Annotated in this window: 17 protein-coding genes and 1 pseudogene; 10 read left to right on the forward strand and 8 right to left on the reverse strand. The window is 65.1% G+C overall.

All coding sequences use genetic code 11. The features are described 5' to 3' along the window. Positions 1–38 precede the first annotated feature (38 nt). A pseudogene (locus EN846_RS23360) lies at positions 39–389 on the forward strand (DUF308 domain-containing protein); the annotation flags it as partial. 1 nt (position 390) lies between these two features. Here the strand turns inward: EN846_RS23360 and EN846_RS23365 are convergent. From EN846_RS23365 to EN846_RS23375, 3 genes are all read right to left on the reverse strand, one after another. Next, positions 391–717, reverse strand: coding sequence for a hypothetical protein (locus EN846_RS23365; RefSeq protein ID WP_127394026.1), 327 nt, complete (start codon positions 715–717; stop codon positions 391–393). A 108-nt stretch (positions 718–825) separates the two neighbouring features. Then, positions 826–1,818, reverse strand: coding sequence for a bifunctional riboflavin kinase/FAD synthetase (locus EN846_RS23370; protein WP_128347045.1), 993 nt, complete (start codon positions 1,816–1,818; stop codon positions 826–828). 9 nt (positions 1,819–1,827) lie between these two features. Continuing rightward, positions 1,828–2,688 (reverse strand): TIGR01459 family HAD-type hydrolase, encoded by an 861-nt coding sequence (locus tag EN846_RS23375; protein ID WP_135859301.1) that lies wholly within the window; start codon positions 2,686–2,688, stop codon positions 1,828–1,830. Between the two features lie 316 nt (positions 2,689–3,004). Here EN846_RS23375 and EN846_RS23380 point away from each other — a divergent pair, with 316 nt between their 5' ends. The 3 genes from EN846_RS23380 (at position 3,005) to EN846_RS23390 (ending at position 7,851) form a co-directional block, all read left to right on the forward strand. Continuing rightward, on the forward strand, positions 3,005–4,921 hold the full coding sequence (locus EN846_RS23380) for a TadE/TadG family type IV pilus assembly protein (RefSeq protein WP_245493419.1): 1,917 nt from the start codon (positions 3,005–3,007) through the stop codon (positions 4,919–4,921). A gap of 199 nt (positions 4,922–5,120) precedes the next feature. After that, positions 5,121–7,085, forward strand: coding sequence for a pilus assembly protein (locus EN846_RS23385; protein ID WP_189379684.1), 1,965 nt, complete (start codon positions 5,121–5,123; stop codon positions 7,083–7,085). A 133-nt stretch (positions 7,086–7,218) separates the two neighbouring features. Continuing rightward, a complete protein-coding gene (locus EN846_RS23390) occupies positions 7,219–7,851 on the forward strand; it encodes a LysE family translocator (RefSeq protein WP_127392259.1) in 633 nt (210 codons plus the stop codon). A 159-nt stretch (positions 7,852–8,010) separates the two neighbouring features. Here EN846_RS23390 and EN846_RS23395 read toward each other — a convergent pair whose 3' ends face one another. Continuing rightward, positions 8,011–8,715: a glutathione S-transferase family protein gene (locus EN846_RS23395; RefSeq protein WP_127392258.1), complete on the reverse strand. Its 705-nt coding sequence runs from the start codon at positions 8,713–8,715 to the stop codon at positions 8,011–8,013. Positions 8,716–8,830: 115 nt separating this feature from the next. On the opposite strand from EN846_RS23395, the gene EN846_RS23400 reads away from it, so the two are divergent. Together EN846_RS23400 and EN846_RS23405 are read left to right on the forward strand one after the other, a co-directional pair. After that, positions 8,831–9,184 (forward strand): helix-turn-helix domain-containing protein, encoded by a 354-nt coding sequence (locus EN846_RS23400; protein WP_127392257.1) that lies wholly within the window; start codon positions 8,831–8,833, stop codon positions 9,182–9,184. A gap of 67 nt (positions 9,185–9,251) precedes the next feature. Next, complete coding sequence (locus EN846_RS23405; protein ID WP_127392256.1) at positions 9,252–9,767, forward strand: CAP domain-containing protein; 516 nt, start codon at positions 9,252–9,254, stop codon at positions 9,765–9,767. Between the two features lie 7 nt (positions 9,768–9,774). Here the strand turns inward: EN846_RS23405 and EN846_RS23410 are convergent, their stop codons facing one another. The 4 genes from EN846_RS23410 to EN846_RS23425 form a co-directional block, all read right to left on the reverse strand. Further along, a complete protein-coding gene (locus EN846_RS23410) occupies positions 9,775–12,513 on the reverse strand; it encodes an EAL domain-containing protein (protein WP_245493418.1) in 2,739 nt (912 codons plus the stop codon). 304 nt (positions 12,514–12,817) lie between these two features. Then, complete coding sequence (locus EN846_RS23415) at positions 12,818–14,350, reverse strand: DHA2 family efflux MFS transporter permease subunit (RefSeq protein ID WP_127392255.1); 1,533 nt, start codon at positions 14,348–14,350, stop codon at positions 12,818–12,820. 348 nt (positions 14,351–14,698) lie between these two features. After that, positions 14,699–15,895, reverse strand: a complete 1,197-nt coding sequence (locus tag EN846_RS23420) for an HlyD family secretion protein (protein WP_128346827.1) — start codon at positions 15,893–15,895, stop codon at positions 14,699–14,701. Continuing rightward, positions 15,892–16,371, reverse strand: coding sequence for a MarR family transcriptional regulator (locus EN846_RS23425; protein ID WP_127393926.1), 480 nt, complete (start codon positions 16,369–16,371; stop codon positions 15,892–15,894). The genes EN846_RS23420 and EN846_RS23425 overlap by 4 nt, the downstream gene beginning before the upstream one ends. Before the next feature lie 194 nt (positions 16,372–16,565). Here EN846_RS23425 and EN846_RS23430 point away from each other — a divergent pair, with 194 nt between their 5' ends. The 4 genes from EN846_RS23430 to EN846_RS23445 all read left to right on the forward strand — a co-directional run bounded on the left by EN846_RS23430 (position 16,566) and on the right by EN846_RS23445 (position 23,600). After that, positions 16,566–17,456, forward strand: coding sequence for a hypothetical protein (locus EN846_RS23430; RefSeq protein WP_127393925.1), 891 nt, complete (start codon positions 16,566–16,568; stop codon positions 17,454–17,456). Between the two features lie 218 nt (positions 17,457–17,674). Continuing rightward, positions 17,675–18,814 carry an efflux RND transporter periplasmic adaptor subunit gene (locus tag EN846_RS23435; RefSeq protein ID WP_135859302.1) on the forward strand — a complete coding sequence of 380 codons (1,140 nt, stop codon included), beginning with the start codon at positions 17,675–17,677 and terminating at the stop codon, positions 18,812–18,814. Next, positions 18,811–20,385 (forward strand): FAD-dependent monooxygenase, encoded by a 1,575-nt coding sequence (locus EN846_RS23440; RefSeq protein WP_210235148.1) that lies wholly within the window; start codon positions 18,811–18,813, stop codon positions 20,383–20,385. The genes EN846_RS23435 and EN846_RS23440 overlap by 4 nt, the downstream gene beginning before the upstream one ends. Positions 20,386–20,498: 113 nt before the next feature. Continuing rightward, positions 20,499–23,600: an efflux RND transporter permease subunit gene (locus tag EN846_RS23445; protein ID WP_281015753.1), complete on the forward strand. Its 3,102-nt coding sequence runs from the start codon at positions 20,499–20,501 to the stop codon at positions 23,598–23,600. Positions 23,601–23,648: the final 48 nt, after the last annotated feature.

Genomic DNA, 23,648 nt, shown 5'->3' on the forward strand with positions numbered 1-23,648 from the left:
GCGGCGCCGGCCTCGGACGTTTCCGCCGCTGCCGGGAGGTCCGACATCTGGGGCGCTTCCTCTATTGGCTGGCGAGCGGCCTGCTCTACGCCGTGGCCGGCTTCTTCGCCTTCGACAATCCGGCGCTCGCCTCGGCGGTGCTGACCTTGCTGCTGGCGGCCTCGCTCGTCGCCTCGGGCGTGCTCAGGGCCTGGGTAGGCTTCCACCACCGGCCGGAGAAAGGCTGGGGCTGGCTGGTCGCGGCCGGCGTCATCAGCGCGCTCGCCGGCCTCGTCATCGCCATGGGCTGGCCGGTCAACAGCCTGTGGGTGCTCGGCCTGTTCCTGGCCATCGACCTCGTCTTCCAGGGATGGAGCTTCATCGCCATCGGACTGGCGCTGAAGAGATAGCTCAGTCCAAATTAAGCAGCGTCATCGAGACCAGCGCCAGCGCGATCCCGAGATACTGCATCGAGGAGACTTCCTCCTTGAAGACGAGCGCGCCGACCAGTACGGCGCCGGCAACGACGATCGTGTTGACCAGCGCCCCCGTCACGGCGAGGTTCAGCCTGGTGTTGATGAAGGCGAAGGCCCAGTAGGACAGCGGCGACAGCAGCATGACGACGGCAAGGCTGCGGCCGCTGCCCGTCTTGCCCCAATGCGCGCTCAACCCATCGCACAGGATGAACAGCGAAGCACAAAGGAGGACGACGCTCCAGACCGGGATGTCGATCTTCATCGGTACGTTCTGCCCGACCGGCTTCGGTGAGGCGCTTCACGCACGCGGCTCAGCCGTTTGGTCGAGTCCGCAACCCGCGTCTAAACACTTCTATCTAGTTATTTCGAGCTAGAACGCGATCGCGGCGTCGAGCTCCGACAGCGGGCGGACGCCTGCCAGCAGCGCCCTCGCCTCGGCCTCGTCGCGCTTCATCTGCGCGACCAACGAGTCGAGCCCGTCGAATTTCAGCTCCGGCCGCAGGTAGCCGAAGAACGACACTTCGCAGGTTTCGCCGTAGAGGTCGCCGGAGAAGTCGAAGACGAAGGTCTCGAGCAGCGGCGCGCCATTGTCGTCGACGGTCGGACGGCGGCCGAAGCTGGCGACGCCGTCATGCAGCGTGCCGTCGGCGCGGCGGAAGCGGACGGCATAAATCCCTTCCTTCAGGGCCGCTTCCGGCGAAAGCCTCATATTGGCGGTCGGAAAGCCCAGCGTGCGACCGAGCTGCTGGCCGCTGATCACCTGGGTCTCGACGGTGAAGCGGTAGCCGAGCAGGCCGGCGGCCTCGGCCACGGCGCCTTCGCCGAGAAGGGCGCGGATGCGGCTCGACGAGATCACCTCGGCGCCCTCGTCGCGAAAGGCATCGACCAACGTCACACCGAAACCATGGCGCTCGCCCGCCGCCATCAGGAAGGCGGGCCCGCCCTGGCGGTCCTTGCCGAAATGAAAGTCGAAGCCGGTGACGGTGTGCGCGATGCCGAGGTTCTTCTCCAGGACGTCGGTCACGAAGGCCTCGGCCGAGAGCGCGGCGAATTCGCGTGTGAAGGGCTGCTCGACCAGGGCGGCGAAACCGAGGAGCGACAAGAGGCGCGCCTTCATCGGCGGCGGCGTCAGCACGAAGAGCGGGATTTCGGGCCTGAACACTTTTCGCGGGTGCGGCTCGAAGCTCAGCACCAAGGCCGGCGCGCCGCGGCGCCCGGCCTCGGCGAGCGCGCGCTCCAGCACCGCCTGGTGGCCGCGATGGACGCCGTCGAAATTGCCGATCGCCACCACGCCGCCGCGCAAATGGGCGGGCAGCGGCGACGTCGCCGAGATGCGGTCAAAGGGTTTCGAGGTTTCCGTCATGGAACGCCCCTATTGCAGTCTCGGAATGACGGCGACCGGGCGGTAGCCATGCTTTTCCAGGAAGGCGGCCAGCCGCTCGCGGTCAGGCTGCAGCGGGTCGCCATAGTCGCGCGCATGGATGCCGCCCGAGACATAGAGCACTTCGAAGCCATTGTCGGCCGCGCCCTTGATATCGGTCATCATGCCGTCGCCGATCGCCAGCACCCGCGAACGCTCGACCGGGCGACCGATCAGGCTGGCAACCTCCTTCATCGCAACGTCGTAGATCGGCGCGTAGGGCTTGCCGGCGATGAGCGTTCGCCCACCGAGCTGGGCGTAGTCGCGGGCAAGCGCCCCGGCGCACCAGATCATGCGCTCGCCGCGCTCGACCACGATGTCGGGATTGGCGCAGATGAAGGGCAGATCGCGAGCGCGCAGCCGCCGCAGCAGCTCGGCATAGTCGGACGGTTTTTCAACCTCGTCGTCGAACAGGCCGGTGCAGACCACGCCCGAGGCCTCGAACTCCTCGACCAGATCGACGCCGAGCCCGTCATAAAGGGTGAAATCGCGGTCGGGACCGATATGGAAGATTTTCCTCGGCCCTTCGGCGATCAGGTCGCGGGTGACATCGCCGGAGGTGACGATGCGGTCATAGGCGTCAGTGGGGACGCCGATCGCGTTCATCTGCGCCACCACATCGGCACTGCGGCGGGGCGAGTTGGTGATCAGCACGACGGGCACGTTCGCCGCGCGTGCCGCGGCCAGCGCCTGCGCAGCCTGCGGAAAATGCCATTCGCCATTGTGCACCACGCCCCAGACATCGCACAGGATGGCCTCATACGAGCCCGACAGCTCCGCGAGCGAGCCGATGATGTCGGGCGAATCCGCCATGCCGTTTTCCCAAGGTGGTTGTTGCGAGAGCCGCCGCCGACGGTCCGCCGCGGCCGGTCCCGCATTAACCGAAGCGCCTCATCCTGTCACCAGCTTTCGACAGGCACCGGCCGCAGCGGCGGGACGGATGCTGAAGACCGGACCTGCGTCGCGGTGGAATTCCCGGGGGCATCCACGCAGCTGGCCCGATAGTTAACGAGCCTTGAAAACGCAGGTTGATGTTGGATGCATTCGCGCAACCTGAAATTTAATGATCTGTGGGCATGGTCGCAGATCAACTACGACTTTGGTCGTACATTAGCGGGGGCTAAAGGCGATGATCCGCAGATTCGAAGCGACGATGCGCAGGTTCGCGCGCGACAGGCGCGGCAACTATGCCTTGATCGCCGCCATCGCCATGGTGCCCCTGATGGGCGCGGTTGCGCTTGCGGTCGACTATACGGACCTGGTGCGCCAAAAGCAGGAAACGCTGAACGCGCTGGATGCCGCGGGCGTCGCCACCGCGCAGCAGATCGTCGCCAATGTAAGCGACGCCGACGCCAAAGCCTATGCGAAGAACTTCTTCGAAGCCAATCTGTCGCATGTCAGCCCGGCTGACACGGCGCTGAGCGTCACCTTGCCCAGCAACAATGCCGGCGGCGGCACGCTGAAGCTTTGCGCGACCCTGCGCTACCATCCTTATTTCCTGCCAGCCGCGGCGATGCTGATCGGCAGGACTGCCGGCGACACGACTTTGACCGCGTGCTCGGAAGTTCGCCTCAAGAACACTCTCGAGGTTGCCCTGGTGCTCGACAATTCCGGCTCGATGAGCACGAATGGATCCGGTACAGGCCAGCAGCGCATAGAGCTGCTCAAGACCGCCGCGACCGAACTCGTCAACACGTTGGCCCTGCAGGCAGGGCAAATGAAGCAGGTCACCAAGCCGGTGCAGTTCGCCCTGGTACCCTTTTCGGCCTCGGTCAATGTCGGCTCAGCCAACAAGGACAAGACCTGGATGGATCTCGACGGCATCTCGCCGATACATCATGAGGATTTCGACTGGACCCAGATGTACAAGAACGTCTCCGGCGTCGATCCGAACAAATACATCGAGAAAGTCGGTGCCGCCTACTACCAGAGGGGCACCGGCTGGGGAGCGGACGCGGGCAAGGCAATGACCCGCTTCACCCTCTACCAGGATATGATGGCCACGACGCGAACCTGCACCAAGAAGAACCACGGCACGTGTCAGACTTATGTCGACACGACCGCCCAATACCAAGCCTGGAAAGGCTGCTTGGAAGCAAGGCCGTATCCTTACAATGCCGACGACACGACGCCGACAACGTCCACACCCGCCAGCCTGTTCGTGCCGATGTTCGCTCCGGACGAGGCCGGCAATTTCTGGACCGACTCCACCCACGTCAGCACGACGTCATGGGGTTACCCGAACAATTGGTGGGTGGACTCGGCCGACAGCCTGGCCGTCGCGAAACGCCAGTCGGACATGCGAAAGTATTTCGTCACAAAGCCCTACAATGCGGCGGCGGAGCCGGCTGACGGCGGCCCCAACTCCGGGTGCACGACTTCCGCCATCACACCGTTGCAGGACATAACCACGACCACAGGCAAGAGCACCATCACAAACGCCATCAGCGCAATGACGCCGACGGGCAACACCAACGTGCCGGAAGGGCTTGCCTGGGGCTGGCGGGTGCTGTCGAGCAATGAGCCTTTCACGGACGGTCGGGCCAACAGCGAAAAAGGCAACGACAAGGTCGTCATCGTGCTGACCGACGGCGCAAACACCTACAGCCCGATCGCCGACGCCACCTATGCCAAGAACATGTCGACTTACGCCGCGTACGGCTACACGGGCCTGACCTATCCAGGCTCCGGTACGGTGACCCGGCTGTTCATGAACACCAGCGCTTCCGTTGGCAAGACGACCTACACCGGCGCCAACTACACGACGGCGCTCGACGAGCAGATGCAGACGCTTTGCGCCAATGCAAAGAATTCGAACATCATCGTGATGACGGTTTCGCTTGACCTCGTGGACACCAAATCCGCGGAAAAGGCCGCAATGACCGCGCTGAAGACGTGTTCCTCGGACTCGAGATTCCGAAAAGACCCGGCCGACCCGACCGGCAAGACTGCGGCCAAATTGTACTGGAACGCGACCGGCGCCACGCTGTCGAAAAGCTTCAAGGAAATCGCCGACGAACTGTCGAACCTGCGCATTGTCGGCTGATCAAGGGGCAATCGACGCGGCGAAACGCGCTGCCTTCGCGGGCCGTTTCCTTGAACGATGCGGCCTTGCCCCGGCGCGATTGGTTAGCGTTCGGTGAAACACCGAGGCTGCAATCGAGCGGTTTCCCACACCCGTCCTTCAGCGTTTTGTGAAACGGTGGCCTGGGCAAAAGATCCGCAGGCGGGGCCGCTTACAACACATGCGTGGATTCTGGCGTGACTTCTGCCGCGACCGGCGCGGCAACTATGCTCTCTTGACCGCGGTCGCCATGGTGCCGCTGATGGGCGCGGTGGCGCTGAGCGTCGACTATTCGGGCGTGGTCAACGAGAAGCAGAGGGTGGTGAACGCGCTCGACGCCGCCAACTTCGCCACCGCCCGTCGCCTTGCCGAAGGCGCCACCGACGACCAGTTGAGGGCCTATGCGCTGGAGTTCTTCAGGGCCAACCTCGGCGACAGCATCGATCCGGCCAACACCACGCTCAGCGTCACGCTGCCCAGCAGCACGACCGGCGGCGGCCTGGTCAAGCTCTGCGCGGCGCTGGTGTACAAGCCCTATTTCCTGCCGGCAGCGGCGCTGCTGGTCGATAAGGAGTCTTCGGACGTCAACTACTCCGTCTGCTCGGAAGTGCGCCTTAAGAACACGCTCGAAGTCGCCATGGTGCTCGACAATTCCGGCTCGATGAGCAACCTCGGCACCGGTGCGGGGCAGAAGCGCATCGACCTGCTCAAGCAGGCCGCCAAGCAGCTCGTCGACACGCTGGCGCAGCAGGCGGCCGCGATCAAGCAGATCGACAAGCCGGTCCAGTTCAGCATCGTGCCCTTCGCCGCCTCGGTGAATGTCGGGACGCAGAACGACAATGCTTCCTGGATGGACACCTACGGGCTGTCACCGATCCACCATGAGAATTTCGACTGGACGACGCTGAACGCCACCAACAAATACGCGCAGAAGATCAACGGCATCTGGTACAAGAAGGGCTCAGACTGGGGCGAGCAGGAAGGCCAGATGCTCACTCGCTTCTCGCTCTATCGCGACATGAAGGTGGTCACCAGCCACGAGCGCATCGTCGGCTCCAAGCGTGTCGTCTGCGACGAATACCGCTCCAACCACACCTGCAAGCGCAGCCACGACGAATACGACTACAACGACACCTATGGCCCGTTCGCCAGCTGGCAGGGCTGCGTCGAGGTCAGGCCCTACCCCTACAACGTCAATGACGCGGCGGCCTCCGGCGGCCCCAACAACACCGGCACCGGCGTCGGCGACCCGGCGACCATGTTCGTGCCGATGTTCGCGCCGGACGAGCCTGGCAACCACTGGTATTTGACGCAGGATCCCGACGAGGCGAAGCCGGTGACCTACGGCGCTGCCAACAGCTGGTGGAACGACGATCCGTCGAGCACCACCGGCAAGACGCGGCAATCCAACATGGCCAAGTATTTCCAGCCGCGGCCGATCAATGCGCCGGTGCTGTCGACCGGCGCCGGTCCCAACTACAGCTGCACCACGACGCCGATCACGCCGCTGACCGATGTCACCCAGGCGGCGGGGCTGACCGCGATCAAGGCGGCGATCGACCTGATGCAGCCGAACGGCAACACCAATGTCCCGGAAGGCATGGCCTGGGGCTGGCGCACCGTGTCGAGCACCGAGCCCTTCACCGAAGGGCGGCTGGAGAGCGAGCGCGGCAACGACAAGGTCGTCATCGTGCTCACCGACGGCGAGAACACCTATTCGACGGTCAGCAGCGACCCGGCCGGCAACAAGTCGACCTATGCCGCCTATGGCTACACCGGCCTCGCCTATTACGACACCGCCGTGACCCGGCTGTTCACCGGCACGTCGAACGCCATCGGCCAGTTCAACTATTCGTCCAGCAACTACACCGCCGCGCTCAACGAACAGATGGCGAGCCTGTGCGACAACGCCAAGGCGGCCAACATCATGGTCATGACCGTCGCGCTCGACATGTCCGCGACCGATGCCGGCGACAAGAAGGCGATGGACGCGCTGAAGGCATGCTCTTCCGACTCGCGCTTCCGCAAGGATCCGACCGACCCCAGCAAGCCGGCCAAGCTGTTCTGGAACGCGACGGGCGCCACGCTGTCCGACAATTTCAAGGAAATCGCCAACGAGCTGTCGAATTTGCGCGTCGTCGGGTAAACCACCCGGCGTTGGAGGCGCCGGCGCGGACGCTGCCAATTTTCAACGCTGGAGTAAGAACTCCCGCCGGCATGCCCTTGCGATCGATGAAAGCGCGTGGTGAATGGGCCCGCCACCACCCGGAGACGCATCGATGCCCGACACCGCAAACCACTTCGCTTTCGCGCTGGTCTGCCTCGGTATGGTGCTGACGCCCGGGCCGAACATGATCTACCTGATCTCGCGTTCGCTGTCGCAAGGGCCGAAGGCCGGGCTGATCTCGCTCGGCGGCGTCGCCTGCGGCTTCCTGTTCTACGTGGTCTCGGCGGCCTTCGGCATCACCGCGCTGCTGCTCGCCGTGCCCTTCGCCTATGATGCGCTACGCATCGCCGGCGCGCTCTATCTTCTGTGGCTCGCCTGGCAAGCGGTGAGGCCCGGCGGGCGCTCGCCGTTCGAGGTTCGCGAATTGCCGAAGGACGGACCGCGCAGGCTGTTCGCCATGGGGCTGATGACCAATCTGCTCAACCCCAAGGTGGCGGTGCTCTACCTTTCGCTGCTGCCGCAATTCATCAACCCGGCCAAGGGCCATGTGCTGTCGCAACTGCTGGTGCTTGGAGTCACCCAGATCTCGATCAGCCTCACCGTCAACGCCATCATCGCGGTGACCGCCGGTTCGATCGCGACGTTCCTCGCCGGACGGCCGTTGTGGATGGTCATCCAGCGCTGGATGATGGGCACCGTGCTGGCGGCGCTGGCGCTGAGGATGGCGACCGAAGCGCAACGCTGACGGCGAAAGCGTCCAGCCGTTCGGCGCCGCCAAGTTACACGGCCTCCAGCATGGAGGACACCTTTCAGGCACCTTTCGTCCTGGCTCTGGTGAAATAGGTCCTATTCGGGCGGCGCCAGCCACGCTGGCGCCGCCCGTTGACCAAAGGCGCGTCGCGTATCAGGCCGCGAAGCGGTCGATCACCTCGGCCAGCGGGACATGCCCCAGGCAGGCGCCCGAGCCGACAGGCATTTCGCCATTCTCGACGGCAAGCGCGTAGCGCACCTCCGGCACGGCCTCGATGCGGCGGCGCAGGGCGGCAAGCCTGGGGTAATCGGCGCCCTCGATGGCCTGGTGAAATTCGGCCCAGCGCGCCACGCCGATCAGCGTGGTATCGGCCAGCGTCAGCCGGTCCCCGGCCAGGAACTCGGTTCCGTTGATCATCGCCTCAAGCTTGTCGTGACGCTCGGCGACGGCCTTGCGGCCGAAGTCGCGCAAGGTCGCCTGCAGCACCGGATCGGGCGACGCCATTTCCAACGCCGCCCAGAGCGGCATGAACGCGGCGGTGAAGCCGGTGTTCACGAAAGCCACCAGCTGGTGCATCCGATCGGCTTCCGGCGTGCGCGGATCGAAGCTGATGCGGCGCTGCGTATCGCGGGCCTCGAGCCATGCGGCGATCGCCATGGTCTCGGTCAGCACCTTGCCCTCGTCGGTGATCAGCACCGGCGTTTCCTGCCGGCCGTTGATGCCGGCATAGGCTTCGTTCTTCATGTCGGCCAGCATGTCCACCCGGCACAGCCGGTAGGGCAGCCCGAGGCGTTCGAAGGCAGCGACGAGCCCCATCGAGCTTCCCGCCGGGAAGCCGTAAAGGAGGATAGGTTCCATGTGTTGTCTCTTCCATGTTCGAGGGTCACGCCGCGCAGCGAAACTTGACCCTAAACACCGGTCGCCCCATGTAAATTACGCACTATTCTGTAACCACGCGTCCAGGTCCCTCCCCATGAAAGATGTCGTCTCGCGCTGCCCGATCGAAGAGACCATGCGCGTGCTCAGCGGCCGCTGGCCGACCTTGCTGCTCTACTATCTGAAGGACGGCACCAAACGCTTCAGCGAACTCAGGCGCGACAATCCGACCGTTTCGCACCGCATCCTGGCGCTGGAACTGCGCAAGCTGGAGGACGCCGGGATTGTGCGGCGGACCGCGCATCAAGGCTATCCGCTGCGCGTCGACTACGACCTTACGGAACCCGGCCGCAGGCTTGTGCCGCTGATCGATGCGCTCGGCGCTTGGTGGGTGCATACGCAGGACGACCGGACCGGCGGCTCGGAAGCAAATCTCGAAACCGCAGCCTAGGGCCGTCTACCGAGATTTTCGCCGCCCTGCCCGGCAAAAGCCATGATCACCATTATTTCAGGCGGGTATGACCGTTGCGCGACTCGAAAACCACCCGATCCCGAACCCGAACAGGCGCCTGCTGCTGAAGGGCGCTGCTCTTGCCGCGCTGGCCGGGCTTGCCGCCTGCTCGACCGCCGTGCTGCCGACCGGCGAAGGCGCAGGCGTCTCCTCCTCAGCCACGACGACGCTCGCCGGCATCCGGTCCTCCGCCGGGCTTCCGGCGCTGGTTCCAGACACGCAGCTCGAGCAGGCAGCCTTGCAGCAAGCCGGCTACATGGCGTCACGTGCCCGGATGAGCCACACCACCGGCTGGGGCAAGGACTTCGCCTCGCGCATGAAGGACAATGGCGTGCGCGGCGCCGCAGGCGAGAACATCGCCGAGGGCCGATTCGACCTGCAGAAGCTGTTCGACATCTGGATGCATTCGGACGGCCACCGCCGCAACATGCTCGACCCGGACTTCTCCCGCTTCGGCCTCGCCTATGTGCGCGACGGCCGCGATCCGAGCCTGCGCTACTGGAGCCTCGTGCTCGGGAGATAGGCCTCGCCTATCCCTGTTTTGTCGTCAGGGTTCCCGACGCCGGAACGCCTTGGCCGTCATCCGCCACGCTCGCCGTGTGGAGCAGCTTCTCGATGCCCTGGGCAGAGACCGGCTTGCTGAAATGATAGCCCTGCATTTCATCGCAATTGTTCTTGCGCAGGAAGGCCACCTGGTCGTCCGTCTCGACGCCCTCGGCAATGACCCTCAGATGCAGATTCTGACCCAGCGAAATCACGGCGCTGGCGACAGCCTGATCGTTCTCGTCGGCGGCGAGATCCTTGATGAATGACTTGTCGATCTTCAGCCGCGCCACGGGAAAGGTCTTGAGCGCGCTAAGGCTGGAATAGCCTGTTCCGAAATCGTCGATCGATATCTGAACCCCCAGGCTCTGCAAGGCGTCCATCGTCGCGACCGCCAATTCGACGTCCTGCATGATAAGGCTCTCGGTTACCTCGAGCTCGAGATATCTGGCCTCCAGGTCGCTGTCCGTCAGCGCGTTCACGACACGGCCAATCAGGTTCGGTTCCCTGAATTGCCGCGCCGAGACGTTTACGCAGACCGTCAGGGGCGGCAGACCGGCATCCTGCCAGGCCTTGTTCTGCCGACAGGCTTCGTGCAGGACCCAGTCGCCGATCGGCACGATCAGCCCGGTCTCCTCGGCGGTCGGAATGAACGTGTCCGGCGCCACCATGCCTCGTGTCGGATGCTTCCAGCGCAGCAAGGCTTCGACTGCAAAGACCTCTCCTGAGCGAAGATCCACCTGCGGCTGGTAGAGCAGAATGAACTCCGAGCGCGCCAGGGCATTTCGCAATTCCTCCTGAAGCAGGAATTTCTCATGCGCCCTGGTGTTGAACTCGGGAGCGTAGAACTGGAAATTGTCGCGGCCGAATTCCTTCGCGCGGTACATTGCGGCATCGGCATTGGCCAGCAGCTGATCCGGACTCGTCCCGTCCTTGGGATAGTTGGCGATGCCGATGCTGGCCGTCGCCCTCAGCCGATGCCTTCCCAGATGAACCGGCTCCGCGATCGCCGCCCGGATCTTTTGCAGGGTCTCGGAGATCAGATCGACGTTCGTCGGCTGGTCGAACAGGACTATGACGAACTCGTCGCCGCCAAGCCGCACGACTGTGTCGGTCGGCCTTACGCAGTCGACCATGCGGTTGGCAACGGTCTTCAGCAGCACGTCGCCGGCATTGTGGCCGAGCGTATCGTTGACGAGTTTGAAATTGTCGAGGTCGATGAACACCACCGTCACCCAGCGATCGTATCGCTGCGCATAGAGCAGTGCCTGCGAGAGCCGGTCCTCGAGCAGAGCGCGATTTGGAAGCCCTGTCAGCACATCATGGTTGGCCATGAAATGAATCTGGTCTTCAGCCAGTTTGCGCTCGATGGCGATCCCCGCAATCCGCGTCGTGAAGTCGATCAGCCGCGTTTCGGCCTCGGTCGGTTCGCGCACCGTCATCGAATACATCGCAAAGACACCGAGCACGGCGCCTTGATGCGACAGGATCGGGGTCGACCAGCAGGAACGATACCCGAAGGGCGCCACCACCTGACGGTATTCTTCCCAAAGCGGGTCCTGCATGATGTCCGCGACGATGACCGGCTCCCGCCGATAGACGGCGGTGCCACATGACCCAACCTTGGGGCCGATGGCGATCCCGTCGATGGCAGCGGTGTATTCCTTCGCCAGGCTCGGCGCGCCGCCGTGCCGCAAATGGCTGCCGTCCTTGTCCAGCAGCAGGACGGAACCGAAGATCCCGGTCAGCTGCGACTCGACGAGGCGCATCAGACGGTCGAGCACGTCTTCGAGCAGGGCGCTCATCGCGATCATTTCCAGGATGTGCGCCTGCCCCTCGCGAAGGACGTCCGCCTGCTTGCGTGCGGTGACATCGTGCGCGATGCCGACCAGACCGATGATGTCATTGTGGGCATTGCGCAACGGCACCTTTGTCGATGACACCCACTTGCCGGCGCCCGACGCGTCGACAATGAACTCTTCCTTGTCGATCATGGGTTGGCCGCTGCTGAGCACGGTCTGTTCCACCGCGCGAAATTTCTGCGCAAGTTCCGGGGCATGGAGATCAAAATCGGTCAAGCCGATCATGTCACTCGTCTTCTCCCGCCCGCTGTCGACCGCAAGCGCCCTGTTGGCCACGACGAAGCGGCTCTCCGTGTCCTTGACCCAGAGATAATCGGGCACCCAGTCGATCAGCGTTTGCAACGAGATGCGCTCGTCGACGATCTGTCGGTTGGCAACGAGCGCGGTAATGTCCTCATGCGTGGCCACCCAGCTGCCGTCGGCCATGGGCTGATGGCAGACCTGAACCGTCCGACCGTCGGCGAGGTTGGCGGTCCATACCCTTGGAGCCATGCCCGAATTGACGGAGCGGGCCAATGCAAGATAGGCGTCGGCATCGGTCACAGATGTCCCGGCGGCGACGCGATGTTCGACGATTTCCCGGAGCGTCACACCCGGCTGCAATTGCTCTGGCGCAATGTGGTAGATTTCAGCGTAGCGGCGGTTGCACAGGATCAATCGTTCGGCGGCGTCGAAAAAGCAGATGCCTTGCGAAACGTTGTCGATCGCCGTCTCAAATCGCAGCGCCTGCCCTTCGAGCGTTGCGATCCTGGCTCGCAGATCGCGCTCGAGCGTTTCGTATGAAGCGATGGTCAGCTTCGCCAGCGCCGCCAGATTGGCCGACTCGGGTGTCTCGGCGGCTTTCCTGGATGATTTCTCGCCCAAACAGAGTTCCTCCAGTTTGGTGCCGGCGCAAAGCAACACGGCTCGCTTTCAACCCAAAAGCGACGACATCGTGATCGATATATACTAATGGTAGATGAACCAGGCGCAGTCGGTTGTAGATATCCGAGAATCCTTGCGCTGTTCCCCCGCCACGATTTCAGTCCCGGATGCAGGCGCGGCGGCTCCGCCTCGCGATCAGAGCAGTTCAGCGTCTGGTAGAACCGCTGAACTGCTCTGACTATTTTGTACGCAATTCCGGACGGAAAACCGTTTCACACTTTTCCTGGAATTGCTTCAGCAACCGTCAGTCCATGTGTGCGGCAGGGGCGCCGGCGGCCGGCGCCGCCTTCGGCTTGCGCAGCAGGAAGACGAACGGGATGGCGAGCAGCGTCATCACCATCAGGATCTTGAAGTCGTTGACGTAGGAAATCATCATCGCCTGGATGTTGACCAGCCGATCGACCTGCGACAGCGCCGTCGGATCGCCGCTCGCCGCCGCCGGCGAGGCCGCCCACAAATTGGGGTTGAACGGGTTGATGAAGGCCGCAAGCTCGGTGTGGTTGATCTGCGTGTTGCGCACCATCAGAACCGTCACCACCGACACGCCGATCGAGGAGCCGAGATTGCGCACCAGGCTGAACAGCGCGGTGGCATCGGTGCGGTAGCGCGCGTCGAGCGTGGCGAAAGCGATCGTCGACAGCGGCACGAACACCATGCCCATGCCCAGGCCCTGGATCACGCCGGAGGTCAGGATGAGCCAATTGTCCATCTGCGGCGAGAAGCTGGACATGGTGTAGAGCGACTGCGCGGTCAACAGGAAGCCGATGACCACGAGGATCCTGGCGTCGACCCTGTGCATGATGCGGCCGACCAGGAGCATCGAGATCATCGTGCCGATACCGCGCGGACCGATGACGACGCCGATGGTCATGGTCGGATAGCCGAAAATGTTCGCCAGCATGGGCGGCAGGAGCGACATCGAGGCCAGGATGAGCACGCCCATGACGAAGATGAACGCCAGGCCGGTCACGAAATTGCGGTCGAGGAATATCTTGGGGTCGATGAAGGGGTGCTCCGCCGTCACCGTGTGGATGGTGAACACCCAGAAGCCGGTAATGGCAAGGCCGAGCTCGATCCAGATCTCGACGGAGGAAAACCAGTCGACCTCGCCGCCGCGATCCAGCATCAGCTGCAGCGCGCCGACGCCGAGCGAGATCATGGCGAAGCCGAAGAAATCGAAGCTGCGCACGCGCTTGGCGACCGCAGGCAGATAGGCGGCCATGCCGAGGAAGGCGAGGATGCCGACCGGCAGGTTGATGAAGAACACCCAGCGCCAGTTGAAATTCTCGGTCAGCCAGCCGCCGAGCGTCGGGCCCAGGATCGGCCCCAGCATGATGCCGGCGCCCCAGATGGCCATCGCCTGGCCGTGGCGCTCCCTCGGGTTGATGTCGAGCAGGAAGGTCTGCGACAGCGGCACGATCGCGGCGCCGAATACGCCTTGCAGCAGCCGGAACAGCACGATGGTCTCGAGGCTCCACGCCAGGCCGCACAGCATGGAGAAGATGGTGAAACCGACAACGGCCGTCAGGAACAGCTCCTTGCGGCCGAGCCGGTCGGCAAGCCAGCCGGTGACCGGCGTCATGATCGCCGCCGCGACGATGTAGGAAGTCAGCACCCAGTTGATGTTGTCCGGAGAAGCGCCGAGATCGCCGGTCATGGTCGGCAGCGCGACGTTGGCGATCGTCGTGTCTAGCGCCTGCATGACGGTGGCCAGCATCAGCGCGACGGTGATCAGGCCGCGGTGCGGTACTTCCTTGAAGGGTTCTGGCGTGCTCATGATGCGGAACTTCCAGCAGGTAACAAAAACGTGTACACGACGGTTTCCGGGCGGCGAGGCCTTCCGTTTGGAGACCCTCATCGCGGTGGGACGCGACTATCGATGTGGGGGTTACATCGAACGAAAGTCTCTTTTGATCGGACGCCTGCCGCCCGGAAACCTGAGGACCGAAGAGGTCTGTGTCGAAGGCTTCAGATTTCGATCAGGCCGCGACGCGGCCCCGGTTCAAATCCCGCTCCTTCCCACTCCTCCCATCGGACCAATCCCCTGCCGTTTTGCTTCCACCCGCCGGGTCCCCGGCAGGCTTCCGCCACTTGTCCATTCCGGCCGCCAATCCGGGATCGTCGCCTACTCGGCCGCCTCGCCGGCCGTGGCGCGGCCGAAGATCTTCGGCAGGCCGCGCGCCACGCCGGTGTCGACGGTGACGGTGGCGCTCATGCCGGTGCGCAGCGCCATTTTGGCGTCGGGATCGGTCAGCTCCAGGCGCACGGGAATGCGCTGCGTGACCTTGACCCAGTTGCCGGTGGCGTTCTGCGCCGGCAGCAGCGAGAACTCCGCCCCGGTGCCGGCGCCGATCGCCTTGACCGTGGCCTCGAAGGTCTTGCCCGGATAGGTGTCGACGACGATCTCCGCCTTCTGGCCCGGCTTCATGTGGGTGAGCTGGGTTTCCTTGAAATTGGCGTCGATCCACGTGTCGCCGGTCTCGACCAGCGAGAACAGCGGCGTGCCGGTGGCGACATACTGGCCGACCTTGAACGAGGAGGCCTGGCTGACGACACCGTCGGCCGGCGCCGTGACCGTCGTCTGCGCCAGGTCATAGGCGGCCTTGTCGCGCGCGGCGAGCGCCGCCATCACCGTCGGGTGCTTGTCGGTCTCGATGTCGGGATTGCCGCCGAGCGCCGCCTTGGCGCTGATGATGCCCTGCTCGGCCACCGCCAGCTGCTGCCTGGCCTTGTCGAGGTCGTTCCTGGCCTCGTCCAGCGACGACTTGGCGTTGATGCCCTTCTGTGCAAGGTCGGCGGCGCGGTCGTATTGCGACTGCGCGTAGGCGACTTCGCTGGTGTCGGACTTCTCCTGCGCCATCGCCTGGCTGTAGGCGGCGCGCAGCTGCTCGACATTGAGGCGGGCGGTGGCGACCGCCGCATCGGCCTGGGCGAGCGCGATCCGGTAGGATTCGGGGTCGACGGCGAACAGCACGTCACCCTGCTTGACGAGCTGGTTGTCGGCGATGCCGACCTTGACGATGCGACCCGCCGTGTCGGAAGCGATCGACACCTTGGCCTGCTGCAGATTGGCGTTCTCGGTCTCCTGGTAGCGGCCGCCGGTGACCCAGACGTAGGCGCCGCCGGCGAGCAGTGCCGCGGGCAGCGCGACCATCAGGAGAAAGCGGCCGGCGCGGCGCTGCTTCTTCGGCGCCGGTTGCGGCGAGGGAGCGAGCTCCGCCGGGGCGACCGCCGGTTGCGCCGGCGCCTCGGCGACCGGCTGCGCCGGCGCTTCCCGTTCCAGCCTGGTGACCTTCTCGTCCACCTTTGCTACCGCGTTCATGCTGCTGTGCCTTCCGTAGTCTTCATTTTTTCCAGCGACGGCGCTTCGCCGTCGGCCAGGTTCTGCACGATCGTATCCAGCGCCCGGATCAGGACGCGGCGATCTTCCGGCGACACGCCGACCAGCGATTCCTCATAAACCTCGCCGGCGAGGCTCTTGACGTGGGCATAGGCCTCGCTCGCCTTGGCGGTCGGGAAGATCATGCGCACGCGCCGGTCCGCTGCGTCGGGGCGACGTTCGATCCAGCCGCCCTCCTCCATCCGGTCGACGAGGCGCGAGACGCTGATCGGCTCGATTTCGAGAAGCTCGGCCAGTCGCGCCTGGGCGACACCCGCCTCCTTGGCGACACGGACCAGAAGCCGCCACTGCGCCGAGGAAAGGCCGAAGCCGCTGGCGCGCGCCTCGAAGCGCTTGCGCATCAGGCGCTGCACGTCGTGGATCAGGAAGCCCAGTCTGTCGATGCCGTCGGAAACCATGAGCGGCATATATAATAAGCGTGCTTAGTATTCAAGGGGACGTCGTTGATCCAGAAGCCGGCAACTGTGCATGGCAGACCCGCGACGCCAGCGTGGTTAGCGGTTGGTGAACACCGAACCTGGCCTGACACAGGCTGTTTCCGCGGCGTGGTTTGCTGCATAAATGCCGGGGCTCGACGCGGGGACTACGGGGAATGGCCGACATCTGGCAGGTGGGGATCGTTCCAGTGCCGATCCAGGGCGTTCTTGCCGCCGACGGCCTCGACAGGCGCCGTGTGATCTGGCTGCCGCCGCAAGGCTCGTTCCGCTTCATCGCCGACCCGTTCGGCCTTCCCCACGGCGATCGCTTCACCGTGCTGGTCGAAGCCTATGACTACCGGGTGAAGCGCGGCGATATCCACTACTACAGCTACGACCGGGGCTGGACGCTGAGGGAGCGCGGCATTGCGCTGAAGGAACATTTCCACCTTTCCTATCCGCAACTGATCCGGTCGGGCGAGGACATCTTCATGCTGCCGGAGGCCTACCAGAGCGGCCGGCTGACGCTTTATCGGGCGGTCGATTTCCCGACAAGGTGGGAGCCGGTCGCCGTGCTGCTGGAAGAGCCGGCGGTCGACTCGACGGTCTTTCACCATCAGCAGCGCTGGTGGATGTTTCATGCGCTCTTCGGACCGGACGGCAGGGACACGCGCGAACTGCATGTCGCCTTTGCCGACAGCCTGACCGGCCCGTGGCACAAGCACAAGCAAAACCCGGTGCGCACGGGTCACGCATCGTCGCGGCCTGCCGGCTCGCCGTTCCTGGACGGTGACAAGCTTTATTTCCCGACACAGGACTGCACGACCGGCTACGGCCGCGCCATCAATCTGCTCGGCATCGACCGTCTCACGCCTGAGGAGTTTTCGGCCGATATCGTCAGGCGCCTGTCGCCCGAAGGCTGGCACGACGGTTTCGACCAGGGATTTCACACGCTTTCGGACGGCGGCGGCGTCACCTTGATCGACGTCAAGCGCATCGACCGCTCGCCTATGCGCCACCTGATCAAGCTGCAGCACTGGCTGCGCAGGCAGGCACGCCGGGTTTAAACGACGCCTGAAGCCGGGAGACCGACGCCCGCCAGGGAATCGTCTCAGCCAAACATCGGAAAATTTTCAGAAACCGTTCGGGATTTCGCGGACCCGGAGTCGCAAAAAGATCGGGCTGGCAAAAGACAGGCCGCAACGCCCGATCGTCCCCAGCCAAACGCATTTTCCGGTCGCCCGCATCCTCCCAGCGCGGCCGCAACCTTGGTCATGGAGACAACATGATTGCCGAACTTCTTCACAACAGGCCGCTGAGACGCCGCCTTGTCGCCGGATCGATCGCCGTCCTTGCCTGCGGCGCCGCGATCGTCTGGCATGGCGCCAGAAGCGAAGCCTCGAGCGCAAAGCCTGACGCGCCGGAGACGAAGCTGGTCAAGGCCGTCGAGGTGACGCCGGTTGCCAATGCCGAGGTCCGCACCGCCATTGGCGAGATCCGCCCAAGGCTCGAGAGCGACCTCGGTTTTCGCGTTTCCGGAAAGCTCATCGAACGCATGGCCGAGATCGGCTCGACGGTGAAGAAGGGCGAGGTGCTTGCCCGCATCGACGACCAGGATTACCGCAACCGGCTGCTCAGCGCCGAGGCGGATGTCGCGGCGGCGCAAGCCGTGCTGGTCGAGGCGAGCGCAGCCGAGGCCCGCATCGGCGCGCTGCTCGCCAAGGGCTTCACGACACGCGCCAGCTACGATGCGACGCTGAAGAACTTGCGTTCAGCCGAGGCCAAGCTGAAGTCGGCGAATATCGCCTTCCAGATGGCGAAAGACCAGCTCGGCTATACCGAGCTGCATGCCGATTTCGACGGCATCGTCACCGCCACCGGCGCCGAAGCCGGCCAGTCCGTCAATGTCGGGCAGATGGTGGCGCGCGTCGCCGATCCGAGCAGCCGCGACGCGGTGTTCTCGATCGCCGAAGCCGCCTTCGCCAACACGCCCGACACAAGGCGGCCGCCGAAGGTCACGGTCTCGCTGCTCAGCAATCCGGCGATCACGGCAACCGGTACTGTGCGCGAGATCGCGCCGGTTGCCGACGCCGCGACCCGCACCTTCCAGGTCAAGGTCTCGCTCGAGAATGCGCCCGCCGAAATGCGCTTCGGCGCCAGCGTCGGCGGCCGCGCCGAGATCGCCAGCGTGCCGGTTGTGGTGCTGCCCGGCAGCGCGCTGTTCGACAAGGACGGCGAGCCGGCGGTCTGGGTCGTCACCGCGACATCCGCCGTCGAGCTCAGGCCCGTCGCCGTCGCCCGCTACGAGACCGACCGCGTCGTCGTCAGCGACGGCCTCGCCAAGGGCGACATCGTCGTCACCGCCGGCGTCAACCGGCTGCGGGAACATGAAAAAGTCCGCACCGCTGAAGGGGAAGAGAAATGAACATGTCAAAGACCAAGGTCCTGATTGCCGGCGCCGGTCCGACCGGCCTGACGCTGGCGCTGTGGCTGACCAGGCTCGGCGTGCCGGTGCGCATCTTCGACAAGGCCGCCGCTCCCGGCGAGACCTCGCGGGCGCTCGCCGTCCAGGCCCGCACGCTGGAGTTCCACCGCCAGATCGGCATCGTCGACGACGTGCTCGCCGCAGGCGTGCGGCTGGAGCGGCTGACCCTGCACACGCCGGCTGGCGTCGCGGCAAGGCTGCCGCTGTCGGATTTCGGCCGCGGCATCAGCCCCTACTCCTTCGCCTTCGCGCTGCCGCAGGACATCCACGAACGCCTGCTGATCACGCATCTCGAGCGCGCCGGCGTCGAGGTCGAGCGCGACACCGAGCTTGTCGCCTTCCAGGACAAGGGCGAAGCGGTCATTGCGACGCTGAGCAGGAACGGCCGCACCGAGACCGTCAGCACGGCCTATCTCGCCGGCTGCGACGGCGCCCGCAGCGCCGTTCGCCATGGGCTGAACATCGGCTTCCCCGGCGGCACCTACGAGCAGTCCTTCTACGTCGCCGACGTGAAGGGCAGCGGCGAAATCACGCCCAACGGCATGGACACGACGATCAGCAGTTATGGCTTCGCCATCGTCATGCCGGTCCGGCAGTCGGGTTCGGTCAGGCTGATCGGCATCGTGCCGAAGGCGCACGAGGCGGACGAGACGATCACCTTCGAGGCGATCCGCGCCGATGTCGAACGCGACACGGGCGTCAAGGTCCATGAGGTCAACTGGTTCTCGACCTACCGCGTCCATCACCGCGTCGCCGAGCGCTTCCGCGCCGGCCGCGTGTTCCTGTGCGGCGATGCCGGCCACATCCACAGCCCGGCCGGCGGCCAGGGCATGAACACCGGCATGGGCGATGCGGTAAACCTCGCCTGGAAGCTCGCCGCCGTGGTCCAGGGCCGCGCCGATGCGCGCCTGCTCGACAGCTACGAGCCGGAGCGCATCGCCTTCGCCCATAAGCTGATCGAAAGCACCGACAAGGTGTTCCGCTTCGTCACCAGCCGCTCGCGGCTGGTCGGCCTGTTCCGGCGCTATCTGATGCCGAAGATCATGAACGCCGCGCTGCACACGTCGTTCGGCTCGCGCGCCTTCTTCGGCGTGATCTCGCAGGCGGCGATCGAGTACCGCGCCGGGCCGATCAGCGCGGGCACGGCCGGCAAGGTCGGCGGCGGCGACCGCCTGCCCTATGTGGTCGGCGCGAGGGGCGACAATTTCGAACCGCTGCGCTCGCTCGACTGGCAGATCCATGTCTATGGCGAGGTCAACGCCGAATTCCGGGCGATGCTCGCGCCGGCCGGCATCCCGGTCCATGCCTTCGCCTGGTCGGAAGCGGCCGGCAAAGCCGGCCTGCAGCGTGACGGCGCCTATCTGGTGAGACCGGACGGCCATGTCGCGCTCGCCTCGCCCGTCCAGGAGGCGGCGACTTTCCAGCGCTACCTCGCCGGCCTCGCCATCAGGCCGAGGACCGCCGAGCGCGCGCCCTACCGTGTGCCGGGCACCATGCACAGCCTGGCCTGACTTGCGACGGCGCCCGCCACGCGGCGGGCGCTGTCCGAACCCAACCATCATTTTTCGCTGGCCGGCAAACGCCGGCGGAACGCGCCTTCACGCGCGCTGAGAGGGATTGCATCATGACCAGCTTCAACCTTTCCGAATGGGCGCTGCGCCACCGGAGCTTCGTCATCTACCTGATGATCGCGGCGGCGCTTGCCGGCCTCTACGCCTATCAAGGCCTCGGCCGCGAGGAGGACCCGCCCTTCACCATCAAGACCATGGTGGTGAAGACGATGTGGCCGGGCGCCACGACCAGCGACACGGTGGAGCAGATCACCGACCGCATCGAGAAGAAGCTCGAGGAGCTTCCCGACCTCGACTACGTCAAGAGCTACACCAAGCCCGGCGAATCCGTCGTCTTCGTCAACCTCAAGGACACGGTCGCCGGCGACCAGGTGCAGCCGCTCTGGTACCAGGTGCGCAAGAAGCTCGACGACATCAAGCCGACCTTGCCGTCCGGCGTCCAGGGCCCGTTCTACAATGACGAGTTCGGCGACACCTATTCGCTGATCTACGGGCTGACCTCCGACAGTCTCAGCCATCGCGAGCTGAAGGACCTGGCCAGCAGCCTGCGCGCCGGGCTGCTCACCGTGAAGGATGTCGCCAAGGTCGATCTGGTCGGCCAGCAGGACGAGAAGATCTACCTCGAATTCTCGACGCAGAAGGTGGCGGCGCTCGGCCTCGACGTCGGCACGCTGTCGCAGGCGCTGCAGGCGCAGAACGCGCTGACGCCGAGCGGCACCGTCGATGCCGGCCCGGAGCGCATCGCCATCCGCGTTTCCGGTTCCTTCACCTCCGAGGAGAGTCTGAAGGCGATCAACTTCTACGCCAACGGCCATTATTTCCGGCTGGGCGACGTCGCCGAGGTCAAGCGCGCCTATTCCGATCCGCCGCAGCCGATGTTCCGCTTCAACGGCAAGCCGGCCGTCGGCATCGCGGTCTCGATGACCGCTGGCGGCGACGCGCTGGCGCTGGGCGAGAACGTCAAGGAGAAGATGCACGAGATGGAGGCCGAGTTGCCGCTCGGCGCCGAGCTCGGCCTGGTCGCCGACCAGTCGCATGTGGTGGAAGAGTCCGTCGGCGAGTTCACCAAGAGTCTCGGCGAAGCGATCGCCATCGTGCTTGCCGTCTCGCTGCTGGCGCTCGGCTGGCGCCCCGGCATCGTGGTGGCGGTCGCCATCCCGTTGGTGCTGGCGATCACCTTCGTCACCATGGAGTATTTCGGCATCTCGCTGCAGCGTATCTCGCTCGGCGCGCTGATCATCGCGCTCGGCCTTCTGGTCGACGACGCCATGATCGCGGTCGAGATGATGATCTCGCGCATGGAGGAAGGCCACGACAAGATCTCGGCCGCCACCTATGCCTATACCTCGACCGCCTTCCCGATGCTCACCGGCACGGTGGTGACGATCGCCGGCTTCGTGCCGGTCGGCTTCGCCAAGAGCGGCGCCGGCGAATACTGCTTCTCGCTGTTCGCGGTCGTCGGCATCGCGCTGGTCGTCTCCTGGATCGTTGCGGTGCTGTTCACGCCGCTCACCGGCGTCTTCCTGCTGCCGGAGCGCATCAAGGGCCATGACAGCCATCAGCCGTCGCGCATAGCCCGCGGCTTCGAGGCGCTGCTCGAAATGGCGATGCGGGCGAAGTGGCTGGTGTTGTCGGCGACCGCCGGGCTGTTCGCGCTGTCGGTCGTGGCCATGGGCTTCGTCGGCCAGGAGTTCTTCCCGAAGTCCGACCGGCCGGAGGTCATGGTCGATCTCACCCTGCCGCGCACCGCCTCGATCAAGGCGACCGACGCGGTGGTGGAGCGCGTCGAGAAGCTGCTCGCGGCCGACCCGGACATCGACCACTGGAGCTTCTACGTCGGTCAGGGCGCGGTGCGCTTCTACCTGCCGCTCGACGCGCAGCTCGCCAACGACTTCTTCGCCCAGGCGGTGGTGGTGACCAAGGGCCACGCCGTGCGCCAGGCGGTCATCGACCGGCTGGAGAAGAAGCTGTCGACCGGCTTCGACGATGTCATGGCCCGCGTCACGCCGCTGGAGCTCGGCCCGCCGGTCGGCTGGCCGCTGAAGTTCCGCGTCAGCGGTCCGGACCCGGACAGGACGCGCAGCCTGGCGCAGCAGTTCGCGCAGGTGCTGGGCAGCGATGCCGCGGTGCGCAACATCAACTACGACTGGAACGAGCCGGCCAAGGTCATCAAGGTCGAAGTGGACCAGGACCGGGCGCGTGCACTCGGCATCTCCTCGCAGCAGCTCTCCGAGACGATCAACGCGGTGCTGTCCGGCTCGAAGATCACGCAGATGCGCGACGACACCTACCTCGTCGACATCGTCGCCCGCGCCGTGGAGTCCGAACGCGCCAGCATCGACACGCTGCGCGGCCTGACGATCAGCGCCTCGGGCGGACGCCGCGTGCCGCTCGAACAGGTTGCCAAGCTCTCCTACCAGACCGAGCCGCCGCTGATCTGGCGCCGTGGTCGCCTGCCGACCGTGACCGTCCAGGCCGACGTCGCGCCGGGCAGCGATGCCACCGCGGTGACGCGCAAGCTGGAGAAGGCGATCACCGCCTTCAAAGCGGAGCTGCCGGCCCGCTACAGCGTCGAACAGGGCGGCGTGATCGAGGACAGCGCCAAGGCGCAGGCCAGCATCTTCGTGGTCTTCCCGCTGATGCTGTTCATCATGGCCACGGTGCTGATGATCCAGCTGATGAGCTTCCAGCGCCTCGTGCTGGTGCTGCTCACCGCTCCGCTGGCGCTGATCGGCGTCGCCGGCGCGCTGCTCATCTCCGGCGCGCCGATGGGCTTCGTCGCCATCCTCGGCGTGATGTCGCTGATCGGCATGGTGATCCGCAACTCGGTGATCCTGATCACGCAGATCGACCAGCACATCGCCGACGGCGAGGAGCCATGGGCTGCGGTGATCAGCGCCACCACGCACCGGCTGCGGCCGATCCTGCTCACGGCGGCGGCCGCCATCCTCGGCATGATCCCGATCGCGCCGACCGTGTTCTGGGGGCCGATGGCCTACGCGGTGATGGGCGGCCTGATGGTGGCGACAGTGCTGACGCTGGTGTTCCTGCCGACGCTTTACGTCACCTGGTTCGGCATCAAGGCGCCGGCCGAAACGACAGCAGCGGCGGATCCCGCCGTGGCGGCCGCCGAGCCGCAAGCCATCGCCGCCTGATGCGGCCACGCATTCCGACAAGCCACGGCGGAATGCCGCCGTGGCAGC

Origin of the sequence: Mesorhizobium sp. M4B.F.Ca.ET.203.01.1.1 (assembly GCF_004791025.1) — a bacterium.
In the GTDB taxonomy this organism is placed as follows: Bacteria; Pseudomonadota; Alphaproteobacteria; order Rhizobiales; family Rhizobiaceae; genus Mesorhizobium; species Mesorhizobium abyssinicae.